26 protein-coding genes and 3 tRNA genes are annotated in these 24,389 nt (G+C 68.7%); 12 read left to right on the top strand and 17 right to left on the bottom strand.

Annotated features, from left to right (window positions below; all coding sequences use genetic code 11):
• Nucleotides 1-2: 2 nt before the first annotated feature.
• On the bottom strand, nucleotides 3-950 hold the full coding sequence (locus WG898_RS05545; RefSeq protein WP_339601766.1) for a carbohydrate kinase family protein: 948 nt from the start codon (nucleotides 948-950) through the stop codon (nucleotides 3-5).
• Between the two features lie 114 nt (nucleotides 951-1,064).
• Between WG898_RS05545 and moaA the strand changes: the two genes are divergently transcribed.
• The 4 genes from moaA to moeA are packed head-to-tail and all read left to right on the top strand — an operon-like array spanning nucleotide 1,065 to nucleotide 4,573.
• The gene (gene moaA, locus WG898_RS05540) at nucleotides 1,065-2,180 is read left to right on the top strand and encodes a GTP 3',8-cyclase MoaA (protein ID WP_339601765.1); all 1,116 of its coding nucleotides are present in this window, start codon (nucleotides 1,065-1,067) and stop codon (nucleotides 2,178-2,180) included.
• Between the two features lie 2 nt (nucleotides 2,181-2,182).
• Complete coding sequence (gene mobA, locus WG898_RS05535) at nucleotides 2,183-2,770, top strand: molybdenum cofactor guanylyltransferase MobA (protein ID WP_339601764.1); 588 nt, start codon at nucleotides 2,183-2,185, stop codon at nucleotides 2,768-2,770.
• Nucleotides 2,742-3,296, top strand: coding sequence for a GNAT family N-acetyltransferase (locus WG898_RS05530; RefSeq protein WP_339601763.1), 555 nt, complete (start codon nucleotides 2,742-2,744; stop codon nucleotides 3,294-3,296). The genes mobA and WG898_RS05530 overlap by 29 nt, the downstream gene beginning before the upstream one ends.
• The gene (gene moeA, locus WG898_RS05525) at nucleotides 3,293-4,573 is read left to right on the top strand and encodes a molybdopterin molybdotransferase MoeA (RefSeq protein ID WP_339601762.1); all 1,281 of its coding nucleotides are present in this window, start codon (nucleotides 3,293-3,295) and stop codon (nucleotides 4,571-4,573) included. Before WG898_RS05530 ends, moeA begins: the two co-directional genes overlap by 4 nt.
• Before the next feature lie 8 nt (nucleotides 4,574-4,581).
• Here the strand turns inward: moeA and WG898_RS05520 are convergent, their stop codons facing one another.
• Nucleotides 4,582-5,244, bottom strand: coding sequence for a YceI family protein (locus WG898_RS05520; RefSeq protein WP_339601761.1), 663 nt, complete (start codon nucleotides 5,242-5,244; stop codon nucleotides 4,582-4,584).
• A 94-nt stretch (nucleotides 5,245-5,338) separates the two neighbouring features.
• On the opposite strand from WG898_RS05520, the gene WG898_RS05515 reads away from it, so the two are divergent.
• From WG898_RS05515 to WG898_RS05480, 8 genes are all read left to right on the top strand, one after another.
• Nucleotides 5,339-5,884, top strand: a complete 546-nt coding sequence (locus WG898_RS05515; RefSeq protein ID WP_339601760.1) for an Mpo1 family 2-hydroxy fatty acid dioxygenase — start codon at nucleotides 5,339-5,341, stop codon at nucleotides 5,882-5,884.
• Between the two features lie 165 nt (nucleotides 5,885-6,049).
• Nucleotides 6,050-6,346, top strand: coding sequence for a hypothetical protein (locus WG898_RS05510; protein ID WP_339601759.1), 297 nt, complete (start codon nucleotides 6,050-6,052; stop codon nucleotides 6,344-6,346).
• A complete protein-coding gene (locus WG898_RS05505; RefSeq protein ID WP_339601758.1) occupies nucleotides 6,343-7,740 on the top strand; it encodes a TolC family protein in 1,398 nt (465 codons plus the stop codon). The genes WG898_RS05510 and WG898_RS05505 overlap by 4 nt, the downstream gene beginning before the upstream one ends.
• Before the next feature lie 9 nt (nucleotides 7,741-7,749).
• Nucleotides 7,750-9,126, top strand: coding sequence for a multicopper oxidase family protein (locus WG898_RS05500; protein ID WP_339601757.1), 1,377 nt, complete (start codon nucleotides 7,750-7,752; stop codon nucleotides 9,124-9,126).
• Nucleotides 9,116-9,601 carry a cupredoxin domain-containing protein gene (locus tag WG898_RS05495; RefSeq protein ID WP_339601756.1) on the top strand — a complete coding sequence of 162 codons (486 nt, stop codon included), beginning with the start codon at nucleotides 9,116-9,118 and terminating at the stop codon, nucleotides 9,599-9,601. The genes WG898_RS05500 and WG898_RS05495 overlap by 11 nt, the downstream gene beginning before the upstream one ends.
• Nucleotides 9,602-9,606: 5 nt before the next feature.
• Nucleotides 9,607-9,903: a copper-binding protein gene (locus WG898_RS05490; RefSeq protein ID WP_339601755.1), complete on the top strand. Its 297-nt coding sequence runs from the start codon at nucleotides 9,607-9,609 to the stop codon at nucleotides 9,901-9,903.
• Complete coding sequence (locus WG898_RS05485) at nucleotides 9,900-10,280, top strand: hypothetical protein (RefSeq protein ID WP_339601754.1); 381 nt, start codon at nucleotides 9,900-9,902, stop codon at nucleotides 10,278-10,280. The genes WG898_RS05490 and WG898_RS05485 overlap by 4 nt, the downstream gene beginning before the upstream one ends.
• A 107-nt stretch (nucleotides 10,281-10,387) precedes the next feature.
• Nucleotides 10,388-11,605 carry a diguanylate cyclase domain-containing protein gene (locus WG898_RS05480; protein ID WP_339601753.1) on the top strand — a complete coding sequence of 406 codons (1,218 nt, stop codon included), beginning with the start codon at nucleotides 10,388-10,390 and terminating at the stop codon, nucleotides 11,603-11,605.
• On the opposite strand, the gene WG898_RS05475 is transcribed toward WG898_RS05480, so the two are convergent.
• The 15 genes from WG898_RS05475 to tolB all read right to left on the bottom strand — a co-directional run bounded on the left by WG898_RS05475 (nucleotide 11,606) and on the right by tolB (nucleotide 24,366).
• Nucleotides 11,606-12,193: a nitroreductase family protein gene (locus WG898_RS05475; protein ID WP_339601752.1), complete on the bottom strand. Its 588-nt coding sequence runs from the start codon at nucleotides 12,191-12,193 to the stop codon at nucleotides 11,606-11,608.
• Between the two features lie 7 nt (nucleotides 12,194-12,200).
• Nucleotides 12,201-13,301: a transglutaminase-like domain-containing protein gene (locus WG898_RS05470; protein ID WP_339601751.1), complete on the bottom strand. Its 1,101-nt coding sequence runs from the start codon at nucleotides 13,299-13,301 to the stop codon at nucleotides 12,201-12,203.
• Nucleotides 13,302-13,318: 17 nt separating this feature from the next.
• Nucleotides 13,319-13,870 carry a TlpA family protein disulfide reductase gene (locus WG898_RS05465; RefSeq protein ID WP_339601750.1) on the bottom strand — a complete coding sequence of 184 codons (552 nt, stop codon included), beginning with the start codon at nucleotides 13,868-13,870 and terminating at the stop codon, nucleotides 13,319-13,321.
• 86 nt (nucleotides 13,871-13,956) lie between these two features.
• Nucleotides 13,957-15,621 (bottom strand): methyl-accepting chemotaxis protein, encoded by a 1,665-nt coding sequence (locus WG898_RS05460; RefSeq protein ID WP_339601749.1) that lies wholly within the window; start codon nucleotides 15,619-15,621, stop codon nucleotides 13,957-13,959.
• A 149-nt stretch (nucleotides 15,622-15,770) separates the two neighbouring features.
• Nucleotides 15,771-16,865 carry an iron-sulfur cluster carrier protein ApbC gene (gene apbC / locus WG898_RS05455; protein ID WP_339601748.1) on the bottom strand — a complete coding sequence of 365 codons (1,095 nt, stop codon included), beginning with the start codon at nucleotides 16,863-16,865 and terminating at the stop codon, nucleotides 15,771-15,773.
• Nucleotides 16,866-16,964: 99 nt separating this feature from the next.
• The gene (locus WG898_RS05450; protein ID WP_339601747.1) at nucleotides 16,965-17,585 is read right to left on the bottom strand and encodes a LysE family translocator; all 621 of its coding nucleotides are present in this window, start codon (nucleotides 17,583-17,585) and stop codon (nucleotides 16,965-16,967) included.
• Nucleotides 17,586-17,598: 13 nt separating this feature from the next.
• On the bottom strand, nucleotides 17,599-19,191 hold the full coding sequence (locus tag WG898_RS05445; RefSeq protein WP_339601746.1) for a glycosyltransferase family 39 protein: 1,593 nt from the start codon (nucleotides 19,189-19,191) through the stop codon (nucleotides 17,599-17,601).
• Between the two features lie 229 nt (nucleotides 19,192-19,420).
• Nucleotides 19,421-19,496: transfer RNA gene (locus WG898_RS05440), tRNA-Lys, on the bottom strand.
• A 25-nt stretch (nucleotides 19,497-19,521) separates the two neighbouring features.
• Nucleotides 19,522-19,597, bottom strand: a tRNA-Lys gene (locus WG898_RS05435).
• A gap of 14 nt (nucleotides 19,598-19,611) precedes the next feature.
• A tRNA-Lys gene (locus WG898_RS05430) sits at nucleotides 19,612-19,687 on the bottom strand.
• A gap of 52 nt (nucleotides 19,688-19,739) precedes the next feature.
• Nucleotides 19,740-20,498 carry a tRNA threonylcarbamoyladenosine dehydratase gene (locus WG898_RS05425; RefSeq protein ID WP_339601745.1) on the bottom strand — a complete coding sequence of 253 codons (759 nt, stop codon included), beginning with the start codon at nucleotides 20,496-20,498 and terminating at the stop codon, nucleotides 19,740-19,742.
• Nucleotides 20,495-21,613, bottom strand: a complete 1,119-nt coding sequence (locus tag WG898_RS05420) for a YeeE/YedE family protein (RefSeq protein ID WP_339602243.1) — start codon at nucleotides 21,611-21,613, stop codon at nucleotides 20,495-20,497. Before WG898_RS05420 ends, WG898_RS05425 begins: the two co-directional genes overlap by 4 nt.
• A gap of 25 nt (nucleotides 21,614-21,638) precedes the next feature.
• A complete protein-coding gene (gene ybgF / locus WG898_RS05415; protein WP_339601744.1) occupies nucleotides 21,639-22,424 on the bottom strand; it encodes a tol-pal system protein YbgF in 786 nt (261 codons plus the stop codon).
• Nucleotide 22,425: 1 nt separating this feature from the next.
• On the bottom strand, nucleotides 22,426-22,959 hold the full coding sequence (gene pal, locus WG898_RS05410) for a peptidoglycan-associated lipoprotein Pal (protein ID WP_339601743.1): 534 nt from the start codon (nucleotides 22,957-22,959) through the stop codon (nucleotides 22,426-22,428).
• Between the two features lie 105 nt (nucleotides 22,960-23,064).
• Complete coding sequence (gene tolB / locus WG898_RS05405) at nucleotides 23,065-24,366, bottom strand: Tol-Pal system beta propeller repeat protein TolB (protein WP_339601742.1); 1,302 nt, start codon at nucleotides 24,364-24,366, stop codon at nucleotides 23,065-23,067.
• Nucleotides 24,367-24,389: the final 23 nt, after the last annotated feature.

The raw sequence follows: 24,389 nt of genomic DNA, 5'->3' as shown, positions 1-24,389 counted from the left end.
GCTCAGTCCGCCCAGACCTTGACCTGCGGGGCCAGCTCTTGCACTTGAGCCAGGCTGGGCGGCACGGCACCCGCCGCGGTGCAGGCCGCGGCGCCGGCCGCCACCGCCCAGCGCAGATGCTGCTCGGGCGCGGCCTCGGCATGGCGCATCAGGCTGTGGAGCAGGCCGGCCATGGCGGCATCGCCCGCGCCCACCGTATCCACCAGTTCCACCGCGGGCGGCAGGGCGTGGAAATCGCCGCGCACATGGAACAGGCTCGCGCCCTCGGCGCCGCGCGTCAGCATCACCGTGGCATGCGGGTTCCAGGCGCTGATCTGGGCCAGGCCGGTGTGGTAGTCGCCGGTGCGGAACAGGCCGCGCAGGTCCTCGTCCGAGACCTTGATGACGTCGGCAATGCGGCACATGCGCTCCAGCGTCTCGTCATAGCTGGAGTCCATCAGGCTTCGGTAGTTCGGGTCGAAGCTGATGCGCTTGCCCTGGCTCTTAAGCTTTTCGGCCAGCTCCAGCAGGCGCCGCGCGAGCGGCTCGCGCACCAGGCTGATGCCGCCGAAATGCGCCCAGCGCAAGGCTCTGCGCCAGCCCGAGGGCAGGCCGTCGGGCTGGAAGTACAGGTCGGCGCTGTCGTCGCCGATGAAGAAGTATTGCGGCGGCTGCGTCTCGTGCACCACCGCCAGCAGCGGCGACTTGGCGAACTGCTGGATGAAGCGCGGGTCCAGGTTGGCATCGGCGCTGGCCCGCCAGAGTTCCTGGCCGAACACATCGTTGCTGATGCCGCCGGCAAAGGCGCTCAGCTCGCCCAGGCGTGACATCGCCGCGGCCACATTCCAGGAGGCGCCCCCGCAGGCGGAGCGCCAGCTGTCGGGGCCCATCCGCATCAGGTCGGTGAGTGCTTCGCCGAAGGCGACGAAGCTGGGAAGGTCCGGGTGCAGGACCGAGGTAATCAGCGTCATGCCCGCATTCCACCCGTTGAAAGGCCCGGCCGCAAGCCCCTCCAACTTGATCTAAGGCAAAACTGCCCGACCCCAGGCCCGCCAGGGACGGGCGCAAAGGGCACAATCCGGCGCATGACAGACGGCGTGATTCCCCTGATCGACCAGCGCCTGGTAGCGCTGGTGCCGGCCGTGCCGCGCGAGCTGCCCGCCGCCACCGGCCTGCTGACCGATGCCCTGGGCCGGCCGCTGCGCGATCTGCGCATCTCGGTCACCGACCGCTGCAATTTCCGCTGCAGCTATTGCATGCCCAAGGAGGTGTTCGATCACTACCACGAGTTCCTGCCGCATGCCGATCTGTTGAGCTTCGAGGAGATCACCCGGTTGGCGCGCGTCTTCGTGGCCCAGGGGGTGCAGAAGCTGCGCCTCACCGGCGGCGAGCCCTTGTTGCGCCGCCACCTCGAACGCCTGATCGAGATGCTGGCCGCGCTGCGCACCCCCGAGGGCGCACCGCTGGACCTGACGCTGACCACCAACGGCTCGCTGCTGGCCAAAAAGGCGCGCGCCCTGAAGGATGCCGGGCTGCAACGCATCACCGTGAGCCTGGACGCGCTGGACGACGCGGTGTTCCAGCGCATGAACGACGTGGGCTTCCCGGTCGCCGAGGTGCTGCGCGGCATCGAGGCGGCGCAGGCCGTGGGCCTTACGCCCATCAAGGTCAATATGGTGGTCAAGCGCGGCAGCAACGACGAGCAGATCCTCGCCATGGCGCGGCACTTCCGCGGCAGCGGCGTGGTGCTGCGCTTCATCGAATATATGGATGTGGGTGCCAGCAACGGCTGGCGCATGGACGAGGTACTGCCCTCGGCGGAGCTGCTGGCGCGCCTGCAGGCCGAGTTCGCGCTGCAGCCGCTCTCGGCCAGCGCACCGGGAGAGACCGCCGAGCGCTGGGCCTATGCCGACGGCGGCGGCGAGATCGGCCTGATCTCCAGCGTCACCCAGGCGTTTTGCGGCGACTGCAACCGCGCGCGCCTGTCCACCGAGGGCAAGCTCTACACCTGCCTGTTCGCGCACCGCGGCCACGACCTGCGCGCGCTGTTACGCGAGCAAGGCCGCAACGACGCCGAGATCGCCGGCGCGCTGGCCGGCGTCTGGGCTGGTCGCAGCGACCGCTACTCGCAGCTGCGCGGGGCCAACGCGGGTGATGCTTCCGGCGAACGCCGCGTCGAGATGCACTACATCGGAGGCTGAGCATGCAGGCCGCCGACATCACCGGGCTTGTGCTCTGCGGCGGCCGCGGCAGCCGCATGGGCGGGGTCGACAAGGGCCTGCAGCCCCTGCAAGGGCGGCCGCTGGTCGAGCATGTGCTGGAGCGCCTGGGCCCCCAAGTGGGCACGCTGCTGATCAATGCCAACCGCAATCTGGCGCGTTATGCCGCCTATGGCCATGCGGTGCTGGCCGATGCATCGGAAGATTTCGCCGGCCCGCTGGCCGGGCTGCTGGCGGGCCTGCAGGCCTGCCGCACGCCCTGGTTGCTGGCCGTGCCCTGCGACGCGCCACGCCTGCCGCTGGACCTGGCCGCGCGGCTGCACGAGGCCGCCGAGCGCACAGGCGCGGCCGTCGCCCTGCCCGTCACCGAGCGCGTGCAGCCGGTGTTCTGCCTGCTCAGGCAAGACCTGGCCCCGGCGCTGAATGCCTATCTGGCGGGCGGCGGCCATCGCGTCGAGGCCTGCCTGCGAGCCCGGCCGCATGTGCTGGTTCCCTTCGAACGCGACGGCGATGCCGCCGCCTTTTTCAATGCCAACAGCCTCGATGAACTCCAGCGCCTTGCCGCAAGCTGAACAGGCGCAGCTGCGCCTCATGCAGCCCGCCGATCTGGCGGCCTACAAGGCCTTGCGCGATGCCATGCTGATGCGCCACGAGGACGCCTTCACCTCCGACGCCGCCACTGAGGCCACCCGCCCCGCCGCCAGCTACCAGGCACGCCTGCACGCCAGCGTGGGCGGCAAGGCCCTCTTCACCCTGGTGGCCTGGCAGGGCGGCCGCATGGTGGGCGCACTCACCTGCGAGCGCGAGCCGCGCCTGAAGGTGCGCCATGTGGCGCATCTGGTGGGCATGATGGTGGCCGACGAGATGCAGGGCCAGGGCCTAGGCCGGCGCCTGCTGAACCAGGCCCTCGCCCTGCTGCGCAGCGAGCCCGAGCTGGAGCAGGTGACGCTGAGCGTCAGCGCCGGCAATCTGGCGGCGCTGCGCCTCTACGAAGGCGCGGGTTTCACACGCTATGGCCTGTTGCCGCGCGCGATCCGCCTGCCCGACGGCCGCTACATCGACAAGGCCTTGATGGTCTGCCCGCTACCTACCTTATGACACCCAGCCTCCAAGACATCGCCAGCGACCTGCCCGGCTACCAAGCCGACGACCTGGAGGTGGGCGTGGCCCAGGCCTTCATCGCCCGCCTGCTGCCGCGCGTGCAGGCGGTGGAGAAACTAGCGCTGCGCAGCGCGCTGGGCCGTGTGCTGGCGGCCGACCAGATCTCGCCCATCGCCGTGCCCGCGCATGACAACTCGGCAATGGACGGCTACGCCCTGCGCGGCAGCGAGCTGAACGCCACCGACCCCACCCGCTTGCGCGTGGCCGGCACCAGCCTGGCCGGCGCCGGCCAGGCGCAAGACCTGCCCCCCGGCTGCTGCCAGCGCATCATGACCGGGGCGCTGATGCCCGCGGGGCTGGACACCGTGGTGCCGCAGGAACTGACCGAACGTGTGGGCGATGAGATCGTGATCGCGGCCGGCAGCCTGCAGCCCGGCGCCAACCGCCGCCGCGCCGGCGAAGACCTGGCCCTGGGCAGCGTGGCCCTGCCCGCCGGCCGCATCCTGCAGCCCGCCGATCTGGGCCTGCTGGCCTCGCTGGGCCTGGCCGAGCTGCCGGTGTTCCGCCGCCTGCGCGTGGCCTTCTTCTCCACCGGCAACGAGCTGCGCTCGCTGGGCGAGCCGCTGGCGCCCGGCTGCGTCTACGACAGCAATCGCTACACCCTCTGGGCCATGCTGCAACGCCTGGGCGTTGAGGCGCTGGACCTGGGCGTGGTGCCCGACGATCCGCAAGCGCTGCGCAGCGCCTTCGCACAGGCGGCCGCCTGTGCCGATGCCGTCATCACCTCGGGCGGCGTGGGCGTGGGCGAGGCCGACCACACCAAGCGCATCATGAGCGAGCAGGGCGAGGTGCTGTTCTGGCGCCTCGCGATCCGCCCGGGCCGCCCGATGGCGATCGGCCGGCTCGGCAAGAACCCCGACGCCCCCCTGCTGTTCGGCCTGCCCGGCAATCCGGTGGCGGTGATGGTGGCCTTCTACGCCTTTGTGCGCGAGGCCCTGCTGGTGATGGGCGGGGCAAGACCTGCCCCCCTGCCCCTGCTGCGCGCCGCCAGCACGCGCGCGCTGCGCAAGCGCGCCGGCCGCACCGAATACCAGCGCGGCATCGTCAGCCGCGCGCCCGACGGGCGCTGGCAGGTCGAGATCACCGGCGACCAAGGCTCGGGCATCCTCTCCAGCATGAGCCGCGCCAACGGCCTGGTGCTGCTGAGCCACCACCAGGGCGAGGTGGCGGCGGGCGAGGAGGTGGATGTGCTGCCCTTCGATGGCCTGGTCTAGGGGCTGGTCTAAGGCCTCAGCAGGAGGTCGGCCTCGATACGCAGCTCGTCCTGCACCGCCAGCAGCCCGCCCAGCACACTGAAGGGCTGGATGCCGAAATCGCTTTGCCTGATCGTGAAGCGGCTGCGGGCGCGCAGGCTGTGCGCCTGCTGGTCCAGCTGCAGCGGCACGGTGAGGACGCGCGTCTGACCATGCAGCGTCAGCTCAAGCCGCAGACCATCTCCGTTAGGGTCACGGGCCCGCAAGCGCACCAACGGAAAGCGCTCGGCCTCCAGCGCGATCAGCATATTGCGGCGCGTCGCGGCGATCGCATCGGCGTCCGGCTGCGAGGCGAAGTCCGGCCCCAGCGCGGCGCGCCAGGCCGGCCGGTCGAATTCCAGCGCGTCGAGGCGAAAGCTCAGGTCCAGCAGCCGGGCCGGCATTTGCACACCACCCCGCAGCGCCGGCAGGCCCAGCACATGGTTATGGCCCAGGGCCGCCAGGCGGCCGCCGCGCAGCACCAGGATGCGCAGGCTGGACGCGCCGGCATCCACCGTCCAAAGGCCTTGCGCCGCCGCGGCCGGCAGCTCCGGCGGCGCGACTACCGGGGCGGGTGCCTGCGCGCAGGCCGCCAGTAGAAGTGCCAGCAGAAGGGCCAGCGGCGCGGTCAGCTGCAAGGAGGTGGACGACATAGGGTTTGCCAGCGCCGGGTTTGTCGGCATTTTGACTTCAGCAAGACCGCCTTCGTCCTAACATCAACACATCCACCGCACCGGAGACATCATCATGGCAGCCAGCCCCTTGCGCTCCGCCACCGAGCTGATGGCCCAGTACGCGGCCTACCACCGCGACCGCCGCAATATCGCCACCCATTTCGTCGGCATCCCGCTGATCGTGTTCGCGATCGGCATCCTGCTGGCGCGCGCCCAGTTCGAGCTGGCCGGCTATGCGCTCAGCGCCGCCTGGCTGCTGTGGGGCGCCAGCACCCTCTGGTATCTGACGCGCGGCAATCTGCCGCTGGGCCTGGCGGTGAGTGCCGTCAACGGCCTCCTGATGGCGCTGGCCGAGCCCTTCGCCACAGGCAGCGCGGGCGCCTGGCTGGGCTGGGGCGTCAGCGCCTTTGCGTTGGGCTGGATCATCCAGTTCATCGGCCATTACTACGAGGGCAGGAAACCCGCCTTCGTCGACGATCTCGTGGGCCTGCTGGTGGGCCCGATGTTCGTGGTGGCCGAGGCCATGTTCGCACTCGGCTGGGGTCAGGCCTTGCTACGCGAGATCGAGCAGCGCGTCGGGCCCACCGTCGTCCGGGACCTGACGCGCCCGCTCACCTGAGGCGGCCGAGTTTCACCTGGCCAGCAGCATCCGCCCGGCCAGCCCACACCCCCGCCTGAGCCTGCGCCGCGCGAAACGGAGGAGGCACTGGGGCTGTAGGCCAACGGCGCTTGACCTTGCCCCGATGGCAAGCCCGAGCATCGTGGCTTCACTTAGAGTGCGGACATGTTGTTGAAAAAGCGACCCGTATGGATAGCACTGCTGGGCTGCAGCCTGCAGGCACTGGCCCAGCCCGGCGACCCGGCGGACGCGCAGGCCCGCGTGCCCGGGGCCGTGGCGCCCAAGGCACTGGACGCCTACCGCCGCTTCGACGAAGCCCCCGCCACGCCCTGGCGCGCGGCCAACGAGCAGGTGCTGCGCAACGGCGGCTGGCGTGCCTATGCGCGCGAGGCGGCCCAGCCAGCCCAGCCCGCGTCTGCGGCCAGCCCGGCCTCGGCGCCACGCGGAGTCGGCACGCCATGAGAGGCCTGCCCCTGCTTTTGAGCCTGGCCCTGCTGGGCGGCTGCGCCGGTTTCAGCGCCGATGGCGGCTTCGGCCCGGTGCAGCAGAGCGCCCGCAACCATCTGGACAAGGAGCTGCGCTGGGCGCGCAGCGAGGCCGAGCGCGCCGCAATCCGCCAGCGCGTGGCCGAGCTGCTGGCGCAGCCGCTGGACGCCGAGGCCGCGGTGCAGCTGGCCCTGCTCAACAACCGCGGCCTGCAGGCCAGCTTCTTTGAACTGGGCATCGGCGAAGCGGACTTTGTGCAGGCCGGCCGCCTGCCCAACCCGGGCATCAGCCTGGCCAGCCTGCAGCGCGGCGACGAGCATGAGATCGAACGCGGCCTGCACCTCAACCTGGCCAGGCTGCTGGCCCTGCCCTGGACCGGCCAGCTCGAGGCGCGGCGCTTCGAGCAGAGCAAGCAGCGCGTTGCCCTGGAGGTGCTGAGCCTGGCGGCCGAGACGCGCAAGGCCTGGATAGCAGCGGTCGCCACCGAACAAGCGCGGCGTTATGCCGCCCAGGTGATGGAGGCCGCCGAGGCCGGCGCCGAGCTGGCGCGCCGCATGGCCCAGGTGGGCAACTTCAGCGCGCTGCAGCGCGCCCGTGAGCAGGGCTTTTATGCCGACGCCGCGCTGGGGCTGGCGCGCGCCGAACAGCTGCAGCGCAGCGCACGCGAACGCCTGACCCGCCAGCTGGGCCTGTGGGGCGAGCAGGCAGCGAGCTTTGCCCTGCCCGAGCGCCTGCCCGATCTGCCCGCCCAGGCCGACGAGCTGCCAGAGATCGAGCGCATCGGCATGGCCCGGCGCCTCGATGTGCAGGGCGCCCGGCTGGCCAGCGAGGCGCTGGCGCGACAGCTGGGCCTGAGCCGCGTAACGCGCATGGTGAACGTGCTGGAGCTGGGCCTGGTGCGCAACAGCTCGAACCTGGCGCCCACCCAGCGCGGCTGGGAGCTGAGCCTGGAGCTGCCGCTGTTCGACTGGGGCCAGGCGCGCGTGGCGCGCGCAGAGAGCCAGTATCTGCAGGCGCTGGAGCGCGTCGCCGAGACCGCCATCAACGCCCGCTCGGAGCTGCGCGAGGCCTATGGCAATTACCGCTCCGCCCATGCCATCGCCCAGCATCACAGGCAGGAACTGGTGCCGCTGCGCCAGCGCATCGCCGAGGAAAACCTCTTGCGCTACAACGGCATGCTGATCGGCGTGTTCGAGCTGCTGGCCGACACGCGCGCGCAGATCGCCAGCGTGGCTGCAGCGATCGACGCGCAGCGCGATTTCTGGCTCGCCAAGGCCGATCTGGACCAGGCCCTGCTGGGCAAGCCAGGCCTCGCCCGGGCCGGCGCAATCACCGCCACACCCGCCGCCGCTGACAGCGGTGGCCACTGAAAGAAGCCCATGGTTTCCCGCAGAAACTTTCTCGGCGGTGCGGCGCTTGCGGTCGGCACGGTCAGCAAGGTGGCGATGGCCGCCCTGCCCGAACCCGTCACCCAGACCTCGCCCGACACCCAGCCGCCGCTGCAGCCCGCCAGCGGCCGGCCCTACAACCCTGTCGTCACGCTGAACGGCTGGACCCTGCCCTGGCGCATGGGCAGCGGCGGGGTGAAGGAATTCCATCTGGTGGCCGAGCCGGTGGTGCGCGAGATGACGCCCGGCTTCAAGGCCCACCTGTGGGGCTATAACGGCCAGAGTCCCGGCCCCACCATCGAGGTGGTGGAGGGCGACCGGGTGCGCATCTTCGTCACCAACAAGCTGCCCGAGGTCACCAGCATGCACTGGCATGGCCAGCGCCTGCCCTGCGGCATGGACGGCGTCAGCGGCCTGACCCAGGCGCCGATTGCGCCCGGCAAGACCTATGTCTACGAGTTCGTGGCGCGCCGCCCGGGCACCTTCATGTACCACCCGCATGCCGACGAGATGGTGCAGATGGCGATGGGCATGATGGGCTTGTGGATCACCCATCCCAAGGGGAAGCATCCGCTCATCGACACGGTGGACCGCGACTATGTGTTCCTGCTGAACGCCTACGACATCGAGCCCGGCAGCGCCACGCCCAAGATCATGACGATGCTGGACTTCAATCTCTGGAGCTGGAACAGCCGCGTGTTCCCGGGCATCGCGCCGCTGGTGGCGCGCCAGGGCGAGAAGGTGCGCATCCGCGTCGGCAACCTCACCATGACCAACCATCCCATCCATCTGCACGGCCATGAGTTCACGGTCACCGGCACCGATGGCGGCCCGGTACCCAGGAGCGCGCGCTGGCCCGAGGTCACCACCGATGTAGCGGTGGGCCAGATGCGGCAGCTGGACTTCATTGCCGACGAGGAAGGCGACTGGGCCCTGCACTGCCACAAGAGCCACCACACCATGAACGCGATGGGCCACGACCTGCCCACCATGATTGGCGTGGACCACCGCCAGCTGGCGCGCAAGATCACGCAACTGGTGCCCGACTACATGGTGATGGGCGAGCGCGGCATGCACGACATGACCGAGATGGAAATGCCCCTGCCCGACAACACCGCGGCGATGATGGCCGGCAGCGGCCCCTTCGGTCCGGTGGCCATGGGCGGCATGTTCAGCATGCTGAAGGTGCGCAAGGATCAGAAACCGGGCGACTACAGCGACCCCGGCTGGTTCAAGCATCCGCCCGGCAGCCTGGCCTACGAATGGCAGGGGCCGCTGGCCGAGCCGGCGCGGCCGGCCTTGCCCCAGCCCGCCGGCGGCGTCGAGGTGCAGATTCGCAAACCAAGCGGAGGACATCATGGCCATTGACATCAAGGCCTGGGCCGTCGCCATGCTGCTGAGCCTGGGCGCATCTTGTGCACAAGCCCATGGCGCCGAACAGCATGCCGGCGCACTGCGCAAGGAACAGAAAGCCTGGGGCATCGCAGCCGACCCTAAGGCCGCGACGCGCACGGTGCGCTTCGTGATGAGCGATAACATGCGCTTCACGCCCGCGCGCCTGCAGGTGCGGCGCGGCGAGACCCTGCGCATCGTGCTGAAGAACGAGGGCGCGATGCTGCACGAGTTCGTGCTGGGCACCAAGGCGGAGCTCGACGCGCATGCCGCGCTGATGCTCAAATTTCCGGACATGGAGCATGACGAGCCCTATATGGCCCATGTGCCGGCCGGCCGGCAGGCCGAGATAATCTGGACCTTCAACCGCGCCGGCGAATTCGATTTCGCCTGCCTGATCGCCGGCCATTACCAGGCCGGCATGGTGGGCAAGATACAGGTGAACAAATGATGACCATGACAAGACGCCGCCCCTTCGCGCTGCTGCTGGCAGGCGCCCTATTCCTGCCCGCCCTGTCCGCCCTGGCGGCCGAACTGAGCGAGGGCGAGGTGCGCAAGATCGACAAGGAGAACCAGAAGATCACCCTCAAGCATGGGGAGATCAAGAACCTGGACATGCCGCCGATGACCATGGTGTTCCGGCTCAAGGACCCGGCCTGGTTCGACAAGCTCAAGGTCGGCGCCAAGGTCCGCTTCGCCGCCGAACGCTCCGCCGCCGGCATGGTGGTGACCGAGTTGCAGCTGCTGCCATGAGGGCGCGTGCTGCGATGGGCGCCGGCTTGGCGTTGGCGTTGGCCGGCCTGGCGCACGCCGAGCTGATCGAGATCGGCTGGGGCGATACGGGCCGTTTCGAGCGCCAGCTGAGCCTGGCGCCCGGCAAGTTCGCCGAGATCTGCGGCCCGCTGCAAGCCGGCCAGACGGTGAACTGGAACTACCAGTCGGACCAGGCGCTGAACTTCAACATCCACTACCACCTCGGCAAGGAGGTGCGCTACCCGGCGCGCGTCGAGCAATCGAGTCAGGAGCAGGGCAGCCTGGTGGTGGACGGCGCGCAGGACTATTGCTGGATGTGGAGCAACAAATCCCGGCAAACGGTCAAGCTCAGCGTCACGCTGAGCCTGCCGAAATAGGTACCGGCATCCGAGCTTGACCAAGAACAAGTTTGCCGCGCATTTGCGGGCGTAGCCTGCAAGCAAAGAGCTAGAAGCACAGGGACCTGGCCCGACGGGATCCAGGTATGCAAGACACAAGAGAGCGCGGCCCGGCATCCCTGATGCCGAGGGCAGACCCGCGGCCAAGGCCGATCGGCTATGTGCTGACGGTGGCCATGATCGCCCTGCTGATACTGGCCATGACCCTGCTGGCCATCAAGCAGGCACGCACGCCTGCATGTGCCGGACTGGCGACCGATTGCACGGGCAGCGGCATGGCGGAGGCGGTGCTGCTGGTCGGGCTGGCCGCGCTGGCGATCTTCGCCATCGCCCTGGCCGCCACCCTGGTCTACCGCAGCAACCGCCAGCTGGCCAGGCGCGAGGCCGAGTTGCGCAAGGTCCAGTACCTGGCGGGCATGGGCAACTGGGAATGGGATTGCCAGCTCGACAAGCATTACTGGTCGGCCCAGATCTATCGGCTCTATGGACGCGACCCGGCGGCCGGACCGGCCGGCTATCCGGAAGTTCAGCGTTACTTCAGCCCCGCGAGCTGGGCCCTGCTGTCGGCCTGCGTGGAACGCTGCCTGCGCGACGGCACGCCCTACCAATGCGATGCCGAGCTGCAGCGCGAGGATGGCGCGCGGCGCTGGGTGCATATCTGCGGCGAGGCGGCCCTTGATGCCAGGGGCCGGGTGCGGCGCTTGCATGGCACGGTGCAGGACATCACGGCGTTCAAGCAGACCCATGCCGAGATGGAGCACTACGCCTACCACGACGCGCTCACCGGCCTGCCGAACCGGCTGCTGCTGATGGACCGGCTGCCGCAAGCGCTCGCGCTGGCGCAGCGCGAGGCGCGCGCGATGGCGCTGTGCTATCTGGACCTGGACGGCTTCAAGCCGGTGAACGACCACCTCGGCCATGCCGCCGGCGACGAGGTGCTACGCGTGGTGGCACGCCGCCTGGCGCAATGCATGCGTGGCAACGACACGGTGGCGCGCTTGGGCGGCGACGAGTTCGTGATCCTGCTGAATCAGCTTGAGCATGCCGACGAGGCCACGCAGATCATGCGGCGCGTGCTGGCCCTGCTGCAGGAGCCGATCGCTCTCAGCACGCAAGGCACGCAAGGCGCGCCCCGCAGCGTCAGCATCTCGGCCTGCGTGGGCCTGGCATTCTTCCCCAGCGACGCCAGCCTGCACGAGGAACTGCTGCGTCTGGCCGATTTGGCGCTGTACGAGGGCAAGCGGCGCGGCCGTGGCAGCATCTGCCACTACGCCGAACTGATGGAACAAGCGCTACAGGCCTGATCAGCCCCGCCACTCCTGCAGCGCCACGTCCACGCCCGCCTTGCGCGAGGGGCCGCTGGCCCGCTTGGCCGGCGTGCCCAGGGCGATCCATCCCAGCAGGGTCTCGCCGGGGGAAGAGAAGGCGGCGGCGATCTCGGCATTGCGCACCTTGGCGCCGCTGAGCATCTTGCCTCCATAACCTAGCAGATGCGCGGCCGTCAGGAACTGCGCCAACGCACCGCCCACGGCGGCCCATTGCTCATGCGCCGGCACCTGGGGGTGGCCCAGGTCGATGCGCGCCAGCACCGCCACGGTGAGCGGCGGCCGCAGGGCGCGCTCGGCGTCCAGCGCGGCGCCGGCCTCGTCCTTGCCGGCGGCACGCGCGGCGGCAGCGAACAGCTCGGCCATGCGCTGGCGCGCCGCCCCCCGCACCAGCTTGAAGCGAAAGGGCAGCAGCTCGCCATGGTCGGGCGCGCGCAGCGCGGCCTGCACCATCAGCCGCAACTCGGCGTCGCTGGGGCCGGGCTCGACCAAGTGCTTGGGGCCCACGGAATAGCGGCCCAGCAGGGCTTGCAAGGCCAGGTCTTGTGGGGCCGGTGAGTTCGTCATGTCGGCCTCAGGCGAGGAGCTCGCGCGCGCTGATCGTGTATTTGAAACTGTCCGGCGCCAGCTCGTCGAAGCGGCCGCTGGCGTTTTCGCCCTGCGGATACATCAGGAAGGGCAGGCTGGCCTTGCCCGCGCTACCCGGCAGGTGCAGATCGTGCGCCATGTTGTAGCCCACCCAGTTGCCCTCCCAGCCGCCGAACAGGCCCTTGGCCACCGGCGCGGCCAGCGGATGCTGCAGATCCTTGATCCATTCCGGCGTCTCCTGTCGCATCACCTTGAGTACATCGGCCGGGTCCATCGCGACCCAGCCGTATTGGCGCAGAAAGACCTCGGCGCGGCAATGCTGCGCGCCCTTGAGGCTGGCCGGGTTGGCGCCCAGCTCGCGGTAGCCGAAAGCCGAGGGCGCCACGCGCAGGCCGTAGACATCGCGCGCCGGCACCCCCACCGAGCGGCACATGCCGACGAACAGCGCATTCAGGTCGGCGCATTTGCCGCTCAGATTGCCGGTCTCCAGCATGGTCTTGATGTCGCCATTGCCGCAGCCGCGCACCTTGGGTTCGCGGTGCGCGTTCACCAGCAGCCATTGGTAGAGGGCACGCACCTTGTCCACGTCGCTGGCGGCGCCGCGGCTGATCTGCTGCGCGGTCTGGCGCACGATGCCGTCGGTGGGCAGCAGCTCGGTGGGCGCCAGGCAGGCGCGCAGCAGGGCCGCATCCTCGCTGGCGCGTCCTGGCCTGGACCAGTCCACCGCGCGGCTGCGCGTCTGCACGCGGCTCGTGAGCTGCAGCGTCGGCTCCGTCACCCCGGCCGGGAAGGCTGCGTACAGCATGCGCGTGCCGCGCGCCGCGTCCGCGACCAGCCTGGCCTCGCCAGCATTGCCGCTCCAGCCCTGCGCCAGCGTGCGCTGGTAGTCGGTTTCAAGATCGGGCAAGGGCAGCCAGAGCTTGACCTCCCCCTGCGGATCGACCACCTGCACCGAGAGCGTCAGCTCGAACGTGCGCCAGGGGCCCACCTGGGGTTCGAAGCTGCGTGCGGCCTCGGCGGCCAGCGCTGGCAAGGCAGCAAGGGCGGCACCGGATTGGATCAGCAGTTGGCGGCGGGTGCAGGTCATGACGGTATCCATACTCATCAGGCAAAAAGCGGGGCGATCCACTGGCGGGCCTGCGGCCCGGTCCAGTCGAGTTCGCCCATCACGGTAAACAGGGCCCGGCCGTCGCGCCCCAGCGCCACCGTGGTGGGCAGCACGCGCGCGCCCCAGGCACGCGAGGTGCTGCCGTCCAGGTCGCGCAGCACCGGCAGGCTGATCGGCATCAGCTGCAGATAGCGGCGCAGCGCGGCATCGGTTTCGCGCTGGTTGACGGCCAGCACCAGCAGGCCCTCGCGCTCGTGGCGTTGCGCCAGCAATTCCAGCGAAGGCATCTCGGCGCGACAGGGCTCGCACCAACTGGCCCAGAAATTCAGCAGCACCGGCCGGCCCTTGGCCTCGGCCAGGCTCCAGCCCGGGCCCTCGAAGCCGGGCAGGCTCAGGCCGGGGGTGGCCTGGCCCTTGGGCCAGGGGCGCAGCACGGCGCCCGACGGCTGCGCGCCTGCCCAGGCTGGCAGCAGCGCAGCCAGGCCTGCGGCCAGGCAGCCACGGCGCTCGATACGCCTATTCGCACTCACATCCAGACCCGTCATCATTCTTCGTACTGCTCAAGCTAGCGCAGCGGCCAGTCAAAGGGCCGCTGCGAAGGCCAGATCCTACGCGATTCGGGCCGGTCGGACGGCTACGCCAGGCGGAACACCGCTACCGCCTGCACCAGCTGCGCCGCCTGCTGCTGCAGGCTCTCCGCCGCGGCCGCGCTCTGCTCCACCAGGGCGGCATTCTGCTGGGTGGTCTTGTCCATTTGGCTGACGGCGTCGCCCACCTGGTGCACGCCGGCGCTCTGCTCGCTGCTGGCGCTGCTGATCTCGCCCATGATGTCGGTGACGCGGCGGATCGCGCTGACGACGTCCTGCATGGTGGCGCCGGCCTGGTCCACCAGCGAGCTGCCGCGCTCGACGCGCTCGACGCTGTCGTTGATCAGGCTCTTGATCTCCTTGGCGGCCTCGGCGCTGCGCTGCGCCAGGCCGCGCACCTCGCTGGCCACCACCGCAAAGCCACGGCCCTGCTCGCCGGCGCGCGCCGCCTCCACCGCGGCGTTGAGCGCCAGGATATTGGTCTGGAAGGCGATGCCGTCGATCACGCTGATGATGTCGGCAATGCGGCGCGAACTGGTGTTGATGCCCTTCATGGTGTCGACCACCTGGCTCACCACCTCGCCGCCATGCACCGCCACCTGGCTGGCGTTGAGCGCCAGCTGGTTGGCCTGGTGGGCGTTGTCGGCGTTCTGGCGCACCGTCGAGCCCAGTTGCTCCATCGAGGCGGCGGTCTGCTGCAGTGCGCTGGCCTGCTGCTCGGTGCGCGAGCTCAGATCGCTGTTGCCCAGCGCGATCTCGGAGCTGGCGGTGGCCACGCCGTCGGCACCGCTGCGCACCTGCGAAACCGCGGTGGAGAAGCACTCCACCATGCGCGCCAGCACGCCCATCACGCTGGCTGGGTCGCTGCTGGTGTTGACGAAACGATGTGCCAGATTGCCGGCGGCGATGGCCTCCACCACCGCCACCACCTCATGCGGCTCGCCGCCCAGGCGCTGCGCGATCCAGCCGCGCGCATACCAGAGCGAGCCCATCGCGGTGGCCAGCAACAGCAGCGTGAGCAGCACCGTGAACGCATACCAGCGGTCCTTCGTCGCGTGTGCGGCCTGCACCGCGAGCTCGGTGCGCTGGTCCAGCATGCGCAGGAACTCGTCCACCGGCTTCATGATCTTGGCCTTGTAGGCGTGATAGGCCTTGTCGTGCATCAGGGCCTGGGCCCTGGGCAGATCGGGCTCGCCCTTGCGGGTGAAGCCGCCCCGGCCGTCCTCGTACAGACCCTTGACCAGATTCATCGCCACGGTCTCGGTCTTGACCAGATCGTCGGAGTTGGCGGCAGCCTCCTTGAGCTTGCCGAACTCGGCCTCGGTAAAACCGGCCTGCTTCATGGTGTCCAGCAGCGACTGGCTGCGCCCGCTGCCACCGGCCGGATCCACCCCGGCCGCGCGGAAATCCCAGTAGATCTTCTCGTAGCCATCGGGCCGCGGGCGCTTGCCGTTGCGGATGTCCAGCACCTCGAAGTACTGCTGCTCCCACATCGCGTCGCCGGTCATCACATAGGTGCGCGCCAGCCGGGTCAGGTCGTCGGAGCTCTGGCGCAGCTCGTCCGCCAGGCTGGCGGAGAGAAAGCGCGCGCTCTGCGCCTGGGTGAGCGTGTCGGTGGCCACACCGACACGCCAGATCGCCATGAACAAAAGGGCAATCACAATGCCCGTCGCGAGCAGTGCTGTCGCGAACAGCTGCTTGATCGTCTTCATCTGTAAGCTCCCTGATACCGTTATGGTCATGGGCACGCCCAGGAGACTCCATGGGCTCAGCACCATGCCTGATCCGAGTATCGGAGGCCGGAGCTCTGGCTTAACGATTGTTTTGAGCGTCTTATTGCCCGCTCATATAACTAGCTAGCCTAACTGTTCTTGGAGATGTTGATGGCCGGGAACTTGGCCGAGTAATCCTTCGCCTGCGCGGCAATCTTGACCGCCACCTTGCGCGCCAGCTCTTTGTAGAGACGCGCAATCTCGCCGTCGGGTTCGGCCACCACCGAGGGGCGGCCGGCGTCGGTCTGCTCACGGATGCTCAGCGCCAGCGGCAAGGCGCCCAGGTAGTCGATCTCGTACTGCTGCGCCATCTTCTTGCCACCGTCGGCGCCGAAGATATGCTCGGCGTGGCCGCATTGGCTGCAGATGTGCACCGCCATGTTCTCGACGATGCCCAGGATGGGCACGCCGACCTTTTCGAACATCTTCAGGCCCTTCTTGGCGTCGATCAGGGCGATGTCCTGCGGCGTGGTGACGATCACCGCGCCGGTCACGGGCACGCGCTGCGACAGCGTCAGCTGGATGTCGCCAGTGCCGGGCGGCATGTCGATGATCAGATAGTCCAGCTCCTGCCAGCGCGTCTGGCGCAGCAGCTGCTCCAAGGCCTGGGTGGCCATCGGGCCGCGCCAGATCATGGCCTGGTCCTCGGCCACCAGGAAGCCGATCGACATCACTTGCAGGCCATGGCTGAGCATGGGTTCCATGTTCTGGCCGTCCAGGCTCTCGGGGCGGCCCGAGATGCCCATCATGGTGGGCTGGCTGGGGCCGTAGATGTCGGCGTCCAGCAGGCCCACGCGCGCGCCCTCGGCGGCCAGCGCCAGCGCCAGATTGGCGGCCGTGGTGCTCTTGCCCACCCCGCCCTTGCCCGAGGCCACGGCGACGATGTTCTTCACGCCGGGCAGCAGCTGCACGCCGCGCTGCACCGCATGCGCAATGATCTTGCTGCCAATCCGCACCTCGACCCGGCCCACGCCGGGCAGCGCCTGTGCGGCGGCCACCAGGGCGGCACGCAGGCCGGCATGCTGGCTGGCGGCCGGATAGCCCAGCTCCACCTCGAAGCTCACATCGGCGCCGGCGATGAGCAGGTTCTTGATCTGCTTGCCACTCACCAGGTCTTGCTGGGTGTTGGGGTCGATGACGGTCTGCAGGGCCTGCAGCAGGCTGGCTTCGGTGAGAGTGGACATCGGGTGCGGTGCGTATCGGGGCGCTGAAGAAGAGCGCTGGAGTCTAGCCCAGCGGGCATGGCCCTTTGGCCGCTCAGGCCTTGTGGCCGGGACCGCGGTTCAGGCCTTGGCGCCGGCCATGGCCACGCCAAAGCCCATGAAGGTGATGGCGCCCGCACGGTTGAGCAGGCGCCCGGTGCGCTCGGAACGCAGCCAGCCACGCGCACGCTGGGCCGTGATCGCATAGCCGGTGTGGATCAGCACCACCAGGGCCGCATAGCTGCACACCAGCAGGGCGAACTGGGGCCCATGGGCGGCGCGCGCGTCGACGAATTGAGGCAGCACCGAGACGAAGAAGAAGATCGCCTTGGGATTGGTGAACTGCAGCGCCAGCCCCTCGGCAAAACGGCGGCGCGCCGCTTGCGGCGCGGCCGCTGCGGCATCCTGCCAGCCCAGGCCCGGACTGCGCCAGAGCTTCACGCCCAGGTAGACCAGGTAGGCGGCGCCCAACAGCTTGATGATGCTGAAGGCCAGCGCCGAACTTGCCAGCAACAGGCCCAGGCCGGTGGCAGAGATGCCGGCCACCACCAGGGCGCCGGCGGCGATGCCCAGAATGCCAGGCAGGCTGGCCCGCCAGCCCAGGCGCATCGTGTTGTTGAGCGTCAGCATCACGCCGGGGCCGGGGCTGAACACGGTGGCCGTGGCCATGGCCAGAAACAGCAGATAGAGCTTCAGCGACATGGTGCCATGCCAGTCAGGCTGGGCAGACGCCGGCGCGCCGCGGCGCAAGAATCGCCCACTCCACCTCCAGCTGCGGCCCGGTCTCGCGGCGCGTCCAGGGGATTTGCAGGCCGCCGCTGCTGCCGGCCTGGGCCAGCAGATCGCTCACGCGTGGGTCCAGCGGGTTGGCCAGGTCGCGCCGGTCCACCACCAGCAGCGCGCCGCAATCGCGCAGCATGGCCTCGTTGATCCAGGGCGACTTGGCCGGGTTGGCATCGATGTACACCATGGGCTGATGGCGCGAGCGCACCGAGACATTGCCGGCCAGCCAGGTCTCGCCCACCACCACGCGCAGCGGCTGGCCCGGCATGCGTTCGGCCCAGATGGCGTCAAGCTCATGGCCAAGGCGCTGCGCCGGGAAATTGGAACGCGCCGGACGCGCGCTCAGATCGACCAGCCAGCCGCTGCCGATCGCCATGCCCGAGGCCAGCAGCAGCTCCATCGCCAGCCCCACTGCCAGCGTGACCTTGGCCAGCCGCAGCGCGCTCACTTGCGGAATCCAGCGCAAGGCGAACACGCCCAGCAGGATGAAGAAGGTGGCGGCCCAGGCCGAGCCCAGGCGCACGCCCGCCACGCCCAGCAGTGAGGTCAGCACAAAGGGGCCGATGGCCATGAAGCTGACGAAACGCCACTCTGGCCGCACCGGCCGCCGCGGTGCGGCCTCGCGGCCGTCCTTGCGCAGCATCAGGTAGAGCGCCCCGAGGCCCAGCAACATGGGCAGCGCACGCAAGAGCTGGATCACGATGAAATTGCCCAACCTGGCCCAATGACCGAGATTGACCGCATCGTTCTCGCCATGCACCGCCTTGTCGACATAACCCAGGGTAGGCGCGCCCTCGCGCAACAACCATTCGATATGCGGCCCGACCAGCACCGCCATCACCGCCACGGCGATCAGCGGCCCGCCCCAGGCGCGCCAGGAACGCATGCGCGGCTCGGCCAGCAACCAGGCGGCCAGCACCACCAGCCAGATCAGCGCGCTGTACTTGGCCAGCAGGCACAGGGCCGCGGCGGCACCGGCCAGCGCCCAGCGCCACCAGCGCCAGTCGCGCACCGCCAGCAGCGTGCACCACAGCAGCAGGCCCACCGGCATCAGCTGCAGGGTGTTGTGGTTGGCCATGATGCCGTGCACGCCATGGTAGACGAGCAGGCTGGTCATCACCGTCGCGGTGAAGGCGCGCAGCGGCGAGGCCACCAGCAGCGCGATGCGCCAGACGATCCAGAGCATCATCACCACGTTCAGCTGCGCGGCGAAGAAGGTGACCCAGATCGAGCGCCCCAGCAGCAGGGTCCAGAAATGCACCCACCAGGTGGGAAACGGCGGGTGCTTGTAGTAGCCCCACTCGAGCGACTGCATCCAGACCAGCTGCTCGATATTGTCCCAGGGCGGCGCCCGGTGGCTGATGCTGGCCAGCAGGGTCCAGAGCAGCAGATGGAAGGCGAGAAAGCCGAGCGTGAGCCGGCCCAAGTCGCGCCGGCTCTCCAGGTCAATGCTCAGCCCGAGCAGGCGCCAGGGCGCTATTGCGCGCGCCGGCAGCGGCGCCGCGGTGCCACCGATCACAGTCATGGGTTTCCCTCGTCAGCTCATCTCGATGGACGGTCTGACCGTCCCTCACGCCCTCCAGCACCCTCTTTCGGGGACTTGCGTGGCAAAGGCGCCATGGTATCGAAACGTATCTTTACAGTACACCCGCGACTCGGGAGGGATAACCAGCAGCACCGTGCAATTTGTGCAGGAATGCGCCCAACGAAAAAAGGACCTGTCTTGCGACAGGTCCTTTTGACGATTCGGGATTTGGTGGGCCCTGAAGGATTCGAACCTTCGACCAACGGATTAAGAGTCCGCTGCTCTACCAACTGAGCTAAGGACCCGAATCTGGTCCGTCCTGAAGTTTCGTGGTGGGCCCTGAAGGATTCGAACCTTCGACCAACGGATTAAGAGTCCGCTGCTCTACCAACTGAGCTAAGGACCCACGAAACCACAGACTGGTGGGTTGTGCAGGATTCGAACCTGCGACCAACGGATTAAAAGTCCGCTGCTCTACCGACTGAGCTAACAACCCCCGTTCAGCAGAGCCTCAAATTATAGAAGTTTTTCCACGGGCGCTGCAAGCATTATTTCAAAAATTCTTTCACCAACTCGGCCGCCGCCGTCATGCCGAAACCGGCGGTGACGGCCACGCTCGATCCATAGCCGTGGCAGTTGAGGCTGCCGTCCAGATCGCAGGACTCGGCCGGGCGCTGCACCGGCTCGCGCGAGTAGACGCAGCTGACCCCGATCTTGCCTGCCCGCGCGGCCCCGTACTGCTTGCGCATGCGCTGGCGCAGACTGGCCAGCAGCGGGTCGTGGGTGGTGAGGGCCAGGTCCTGTACCTCGACCAGATGCGGCTGGCGCTTGCCGCCCGCCGCACCAACGGTGACAAAGGCCGTGCCGGTCTCGCGCGCCCAGCCCGCCAGCTTCGCCTTGGCACGCACCTGGTCGCAGGCGTCGACGAGGCCATCGATGCCACGGCCCACGAGCAGGTCCGGCCAGTTCTGCTCGTCGACGAATTCCTCGACCAGATGCACGCGGCAGGACGGATTGATGTCGGCAAAGCGTTGCCGCAAGGCCTCTACCTTGGCCATTCCCAGGGTCGAGCTGAGCGCCTGGATCTGGCGGTTGATATTGGATTCGGCCACCTGGTCCAGATCGATCAGGGTGAGCTCGGCCACGCCCATACGCGCCAACGCCTCGGCCGCCCAGGAACCTACGCCACCCAGGCCCACCACAGCGAAGCGTGCGGCGCGCAGACGCAGGTAGTCGCGCTCGCCGTAGAGGCGACGCAGGCCACCGAAACGGCGTTCGGTGTCGGCATGTGCTTCCGACAAGGTCATGCCATGCGCTCCAGGCGCCACGCCTGCCAGCGCAGGGCCAGCACCGCGCCGGCCATGATACCGGCCAGGGCCAGCAAGCTGCCCAGGCTCAGCGTCGAGATGCCCGACAGGCCCTGCCCGATGGTGCAACCCAGCGCCACCACGCCGCCCACGCCCATCAGCAGCGCGCCCACCAGGTGGCTGGCCAGGTCGTCGACATTGCGAAAGCCTTCCCAGCGAAACTGGTGCGTGGCCAGGGCCGTCAGCATCGAGCCGCAGAGCACGCCCAGGGTGCTGACGATGCCGAGATTCAGCAGCTTGCTCTTGTCGCTGTAGAACAGCAGCCAGTCCAGGGTATTGGCCACCGGCGCGACAAAGCTCAGGCCCTCCATGCGCTGCTGGCCGCTGCTGCCGACGAACAATTCCTGCAGCGTGCTGGGATCCTCGGCCACATGTCCGAGGCGCCCGCTCACCCACCAGAACGCCAGCGCCACGCTGCCGCTGCCAAGCCCTCCCAGCAGGGCCGCGCGTTCACGCGCCTCGCTGCGCCACATCGCCCAGACCAGCGCCGCGCCGCCGAACAGCAGCCCGCAGGCCAGGGCCAGCCGGCGTCCGTCCAGGCCCAGCCGGGCTGCCAGCAGGCTGGGCAGATCCTGCCCCGTGCCAAGCGGCAGCACCAGGCGGTCCACCGTCTCAACCCGCAGCACAGCAGTGATGCCCTTTATGGTGGCAAAGGCGGCCAGGCCCATCACCAGGAACACCACCAGCGACTTCAGATTGCCGGCACCCAGACGCACCAGGGTCTTGCTGCCACAGCCCGAGGCCAGCACCATGCCAACGCCGAACAGCAGGCCGCCCAGCAGGTTCGAGGCCCAGAGCAATTGCGGCGCCGCATAAATGCTCTTGCCGGCCTCCAGCCAGCCCAGCCAGACCATGGCGTTGAAACCCAGCACCGCCACACCCATGGCCATCACCCACATGCGCATGCGCGTCCAGTCGCCCATATTGACGATGTCGGCGAGCGCGCCCATGGTGCAGAAATGGCTGCGCTGCGCGATAGCGCCGAACAGGCAGGCCAGCGCAAACCCCGCCCACAGCACCTGGCGGTACAGCGTGGCGACATCGAGTTCGGTCAGTTCGGGCATGGCGGGCGCTGCCTGCTTACTTCAGCGCCGCCAGGCGTTCCTTGCCGGCTTGCGCCGCCTCGGTGCCCGGATAGGCCTTGAGCAGGTCCTCCAGGCTGCGGCGCGCGGCCTTCAGGTCCTTCAGCTCGATCTGGCAGTTCGCCAGCGCCAGCAGCGCCTCCGCGGCACGCGGGTGCTCAGGGTTGCTGGCGATGAAGGCCTTGAAGGTCGCGATCGCATCCTTGTAGTCGCGCTTGCCGTACTGGGCATTGCCCAGCCAGAAACGCACCGCATCGCCGTAGCCGCTGGCCGGGAAACGTTTCAGGAAGCTGGTGAGCGCATTGCCGGCCTCGACAAAATCGCCGCGCCGCACCATCCCCATGGCAGCATCGAACTGGCGCTTTTCCTCGGGCTCGACCTGGAACTCCCGGCCGTCCAGTGCCACCTTCTGCGGCTCCAGCGGGCGCAGACGCGAGTCCAATGCCTGCGCCTGGTCGCTGAGCTTGCGCTGCAACTCGGAGACTTCACGTGCAAGCTGCTCGTTCTGGCCGCGCAGCTTGGCGACCTCGCCACGCAAGGCGTCGATCTGGCTGTTCAGGTCCAGCAGGCTACGGCCCAGCGGCTGCACCTGCTCCTGCAAAGCTTTGCTGAGCTGCTCGAAGCGGGCGCGTTGCAGCTCCTCGTTCTGCTGCGACTTGGCGCGCAGATCCAGGATCGCCTTGCGCGCCTCATCGTCCTCGAACAGTGCCGCACGTGCCGGCAACGCGGCCGCCGCGCCGAGCGCCAGCGCCAGCGTGATCAGGCGGACTCGCGTAAACCTCATCTCACTTGTCCTTCAGCTCGACGCGGCGGTTCTTGGCCCAGGCGGCCTCGTCGCTGCCCTGCACGGCCGGACGCTCCTTGCCAAAGCTCACCGGCTCGACCTGAGCGGTCTGCACGCCGATCAGGGTGAGGCTCTTGGCCACTGCCTCGGCACGCTTCTGACCCAGGGCCAGGTTGTACTCACGGCCACCGCGCTCGTCGGTATGGCCTTCCAGGTTCAGGCGGATCTTGCGGTCATTGTTGAGACGCTTGGCATGGGCCTCCACCAGGCCACGGTACTCTTCCTTCACGACATAGCTGTCGAAGTCGAAGTAGACGACACGCTGATTGGCCACGGCCGCGGTCAGCTGGGTGCCCAGGTCCACGGTAGGAATCTTGGTTTCGCTGCTGCGGGCGGTGCCAGCGTCGGTGTTGCTGGGCGCCGTCACTGCGGGCGTGCGGTTTTCCACCGGCGCCGGCTCGTCCAGCTTGGTGGAGCTGCAGGCCACCAGGGATGCAGCGGCCAGCGCGGACAGGATCAGTTTATGCATTTGCATTGCGGAGCTCCTAACTCTTGCGATATCGGATGAAAAGGGCCGACTCGCGCCGGCCATGGAAAGCATTGTCGACGATCAGCGGCCACCGGCGTTCATCAACGGCGGTCACCGACCAAAAGGTCCCCAGGTCGGCTCGCGCACGTCCGCCAGGGTCGAGACCAGTTTGGCCTTGATCCTGCCGTCCAGGGTGCTGGTCATCAGCACGTCGCGGCCACCCGAACGGGTGGCGTAGACCAGCAGACGGCCGTTGGGCGAGAAGCTCGGGCTCTCGTCATCGCTGGTGTCGCTGATCTGCTGCACGCTGCCGCTGGCAAGGTCCATCACGCAGGCGCGGAAACCACCGCCACCGTTGCGCGTGATGTAGGCCATGCTGCGGCCGTCGGGGCTGATGCTCGGGCTGATGTTGTAGGCACCGCTGAAAGTAACACGCTCGGCACTGCCGCCCGCCACCGGCATGCGGTAGATCTGCGGGCCGCCGCCGCGGTCGCTGACGAAGAACAGCGTGCGACCATCGGGCGCGAACACCGGTTCGGTATCGATCGCCTGGGTTTGCGTGAGGCGTCGCAGGCCATCGCCGCTGCGGTTCATGATGAAGAGCTGCGAGCCCCCCTCGCGCGACAGCGTCAGTGCGATCTGCTGGCCATCGGGCGAATAGGCCGGCGCGCTGTTGCTGCCGCGAAAATCCGCCAGCACGCGCCGGCGCCCGCTGGAAAGATCCTGTACCCACACCACCGCCTTGCGCGTCTCGAAGGACACATAGGCCAGTTCCTTGCCGTCCGGCGACCAGGCCGGCGAAATGATGGGCTCGGGGCTGGCCAGCGCCACCTGGCCGCCCTCGCCGTCGGCATCGGTGATGCGCAGGCTGTAGCGGCCGCCGGCCTTGGTGACATAGGCCATGCGGGTGGCAAACACGCCGCGCTCGCCGGTGAGGCGCTGGTAGATCGAATCGGCAATGCGGTGCGCGGCCAGGCGCAGATCGTCGGCCACCACGGCATGGCTTTCGCCGCCCTGGTCCGTGCCCTTCACCACGTCCCAGAGCTTGTAGCGCACATCCATGCGGCCATCGGCCAGGCGCGTCACCGAGCCCGCCGCCAGCGCGTCGGCCTGGCGCGCGCGCCAGTCGACAAAGCTCGGCTGGCTCAGCTCGGACAGGCCGGAGGGGCCCTCGATGATGCGGAACTGGCCGCTGCGCTCCAGGTCGGCGCGCACGATGGCCGAAACCGGCTGGGCGGCACGCGCCTCATCGCGAAACTCGGGCACGGCGATCGGCAGCTGGGTGCCGCCCACGCCGGCGATCTCGACCCGAAACTGGGCCCAGGCCGGCAAGCCGAGGGTGGAAACGCCGGCCGCCATGAAGCGGCGGCGTGCGTAAGAATGCAATGCGGACTTGCGATGCGGGTCGGTCATGTTCTCGACGGATGACTCCAGAG

Origin of the sequence: Paucibacter soli (assembly GCF_037482845.1) — a bacterium.
Taxonomy (GTDB): Bacteria; Pseudomonadota; Gammaproteobacteria; order Burkholderiales; family Burkholderiaceae_C; genus Paucibacter_B; species Paucibacter_B soli.
The sequence above is the reverse complement of the archived record's forward strand: the minus strand, read 5'-3'. Positions and strand labels throughout refer to the sequence as shown.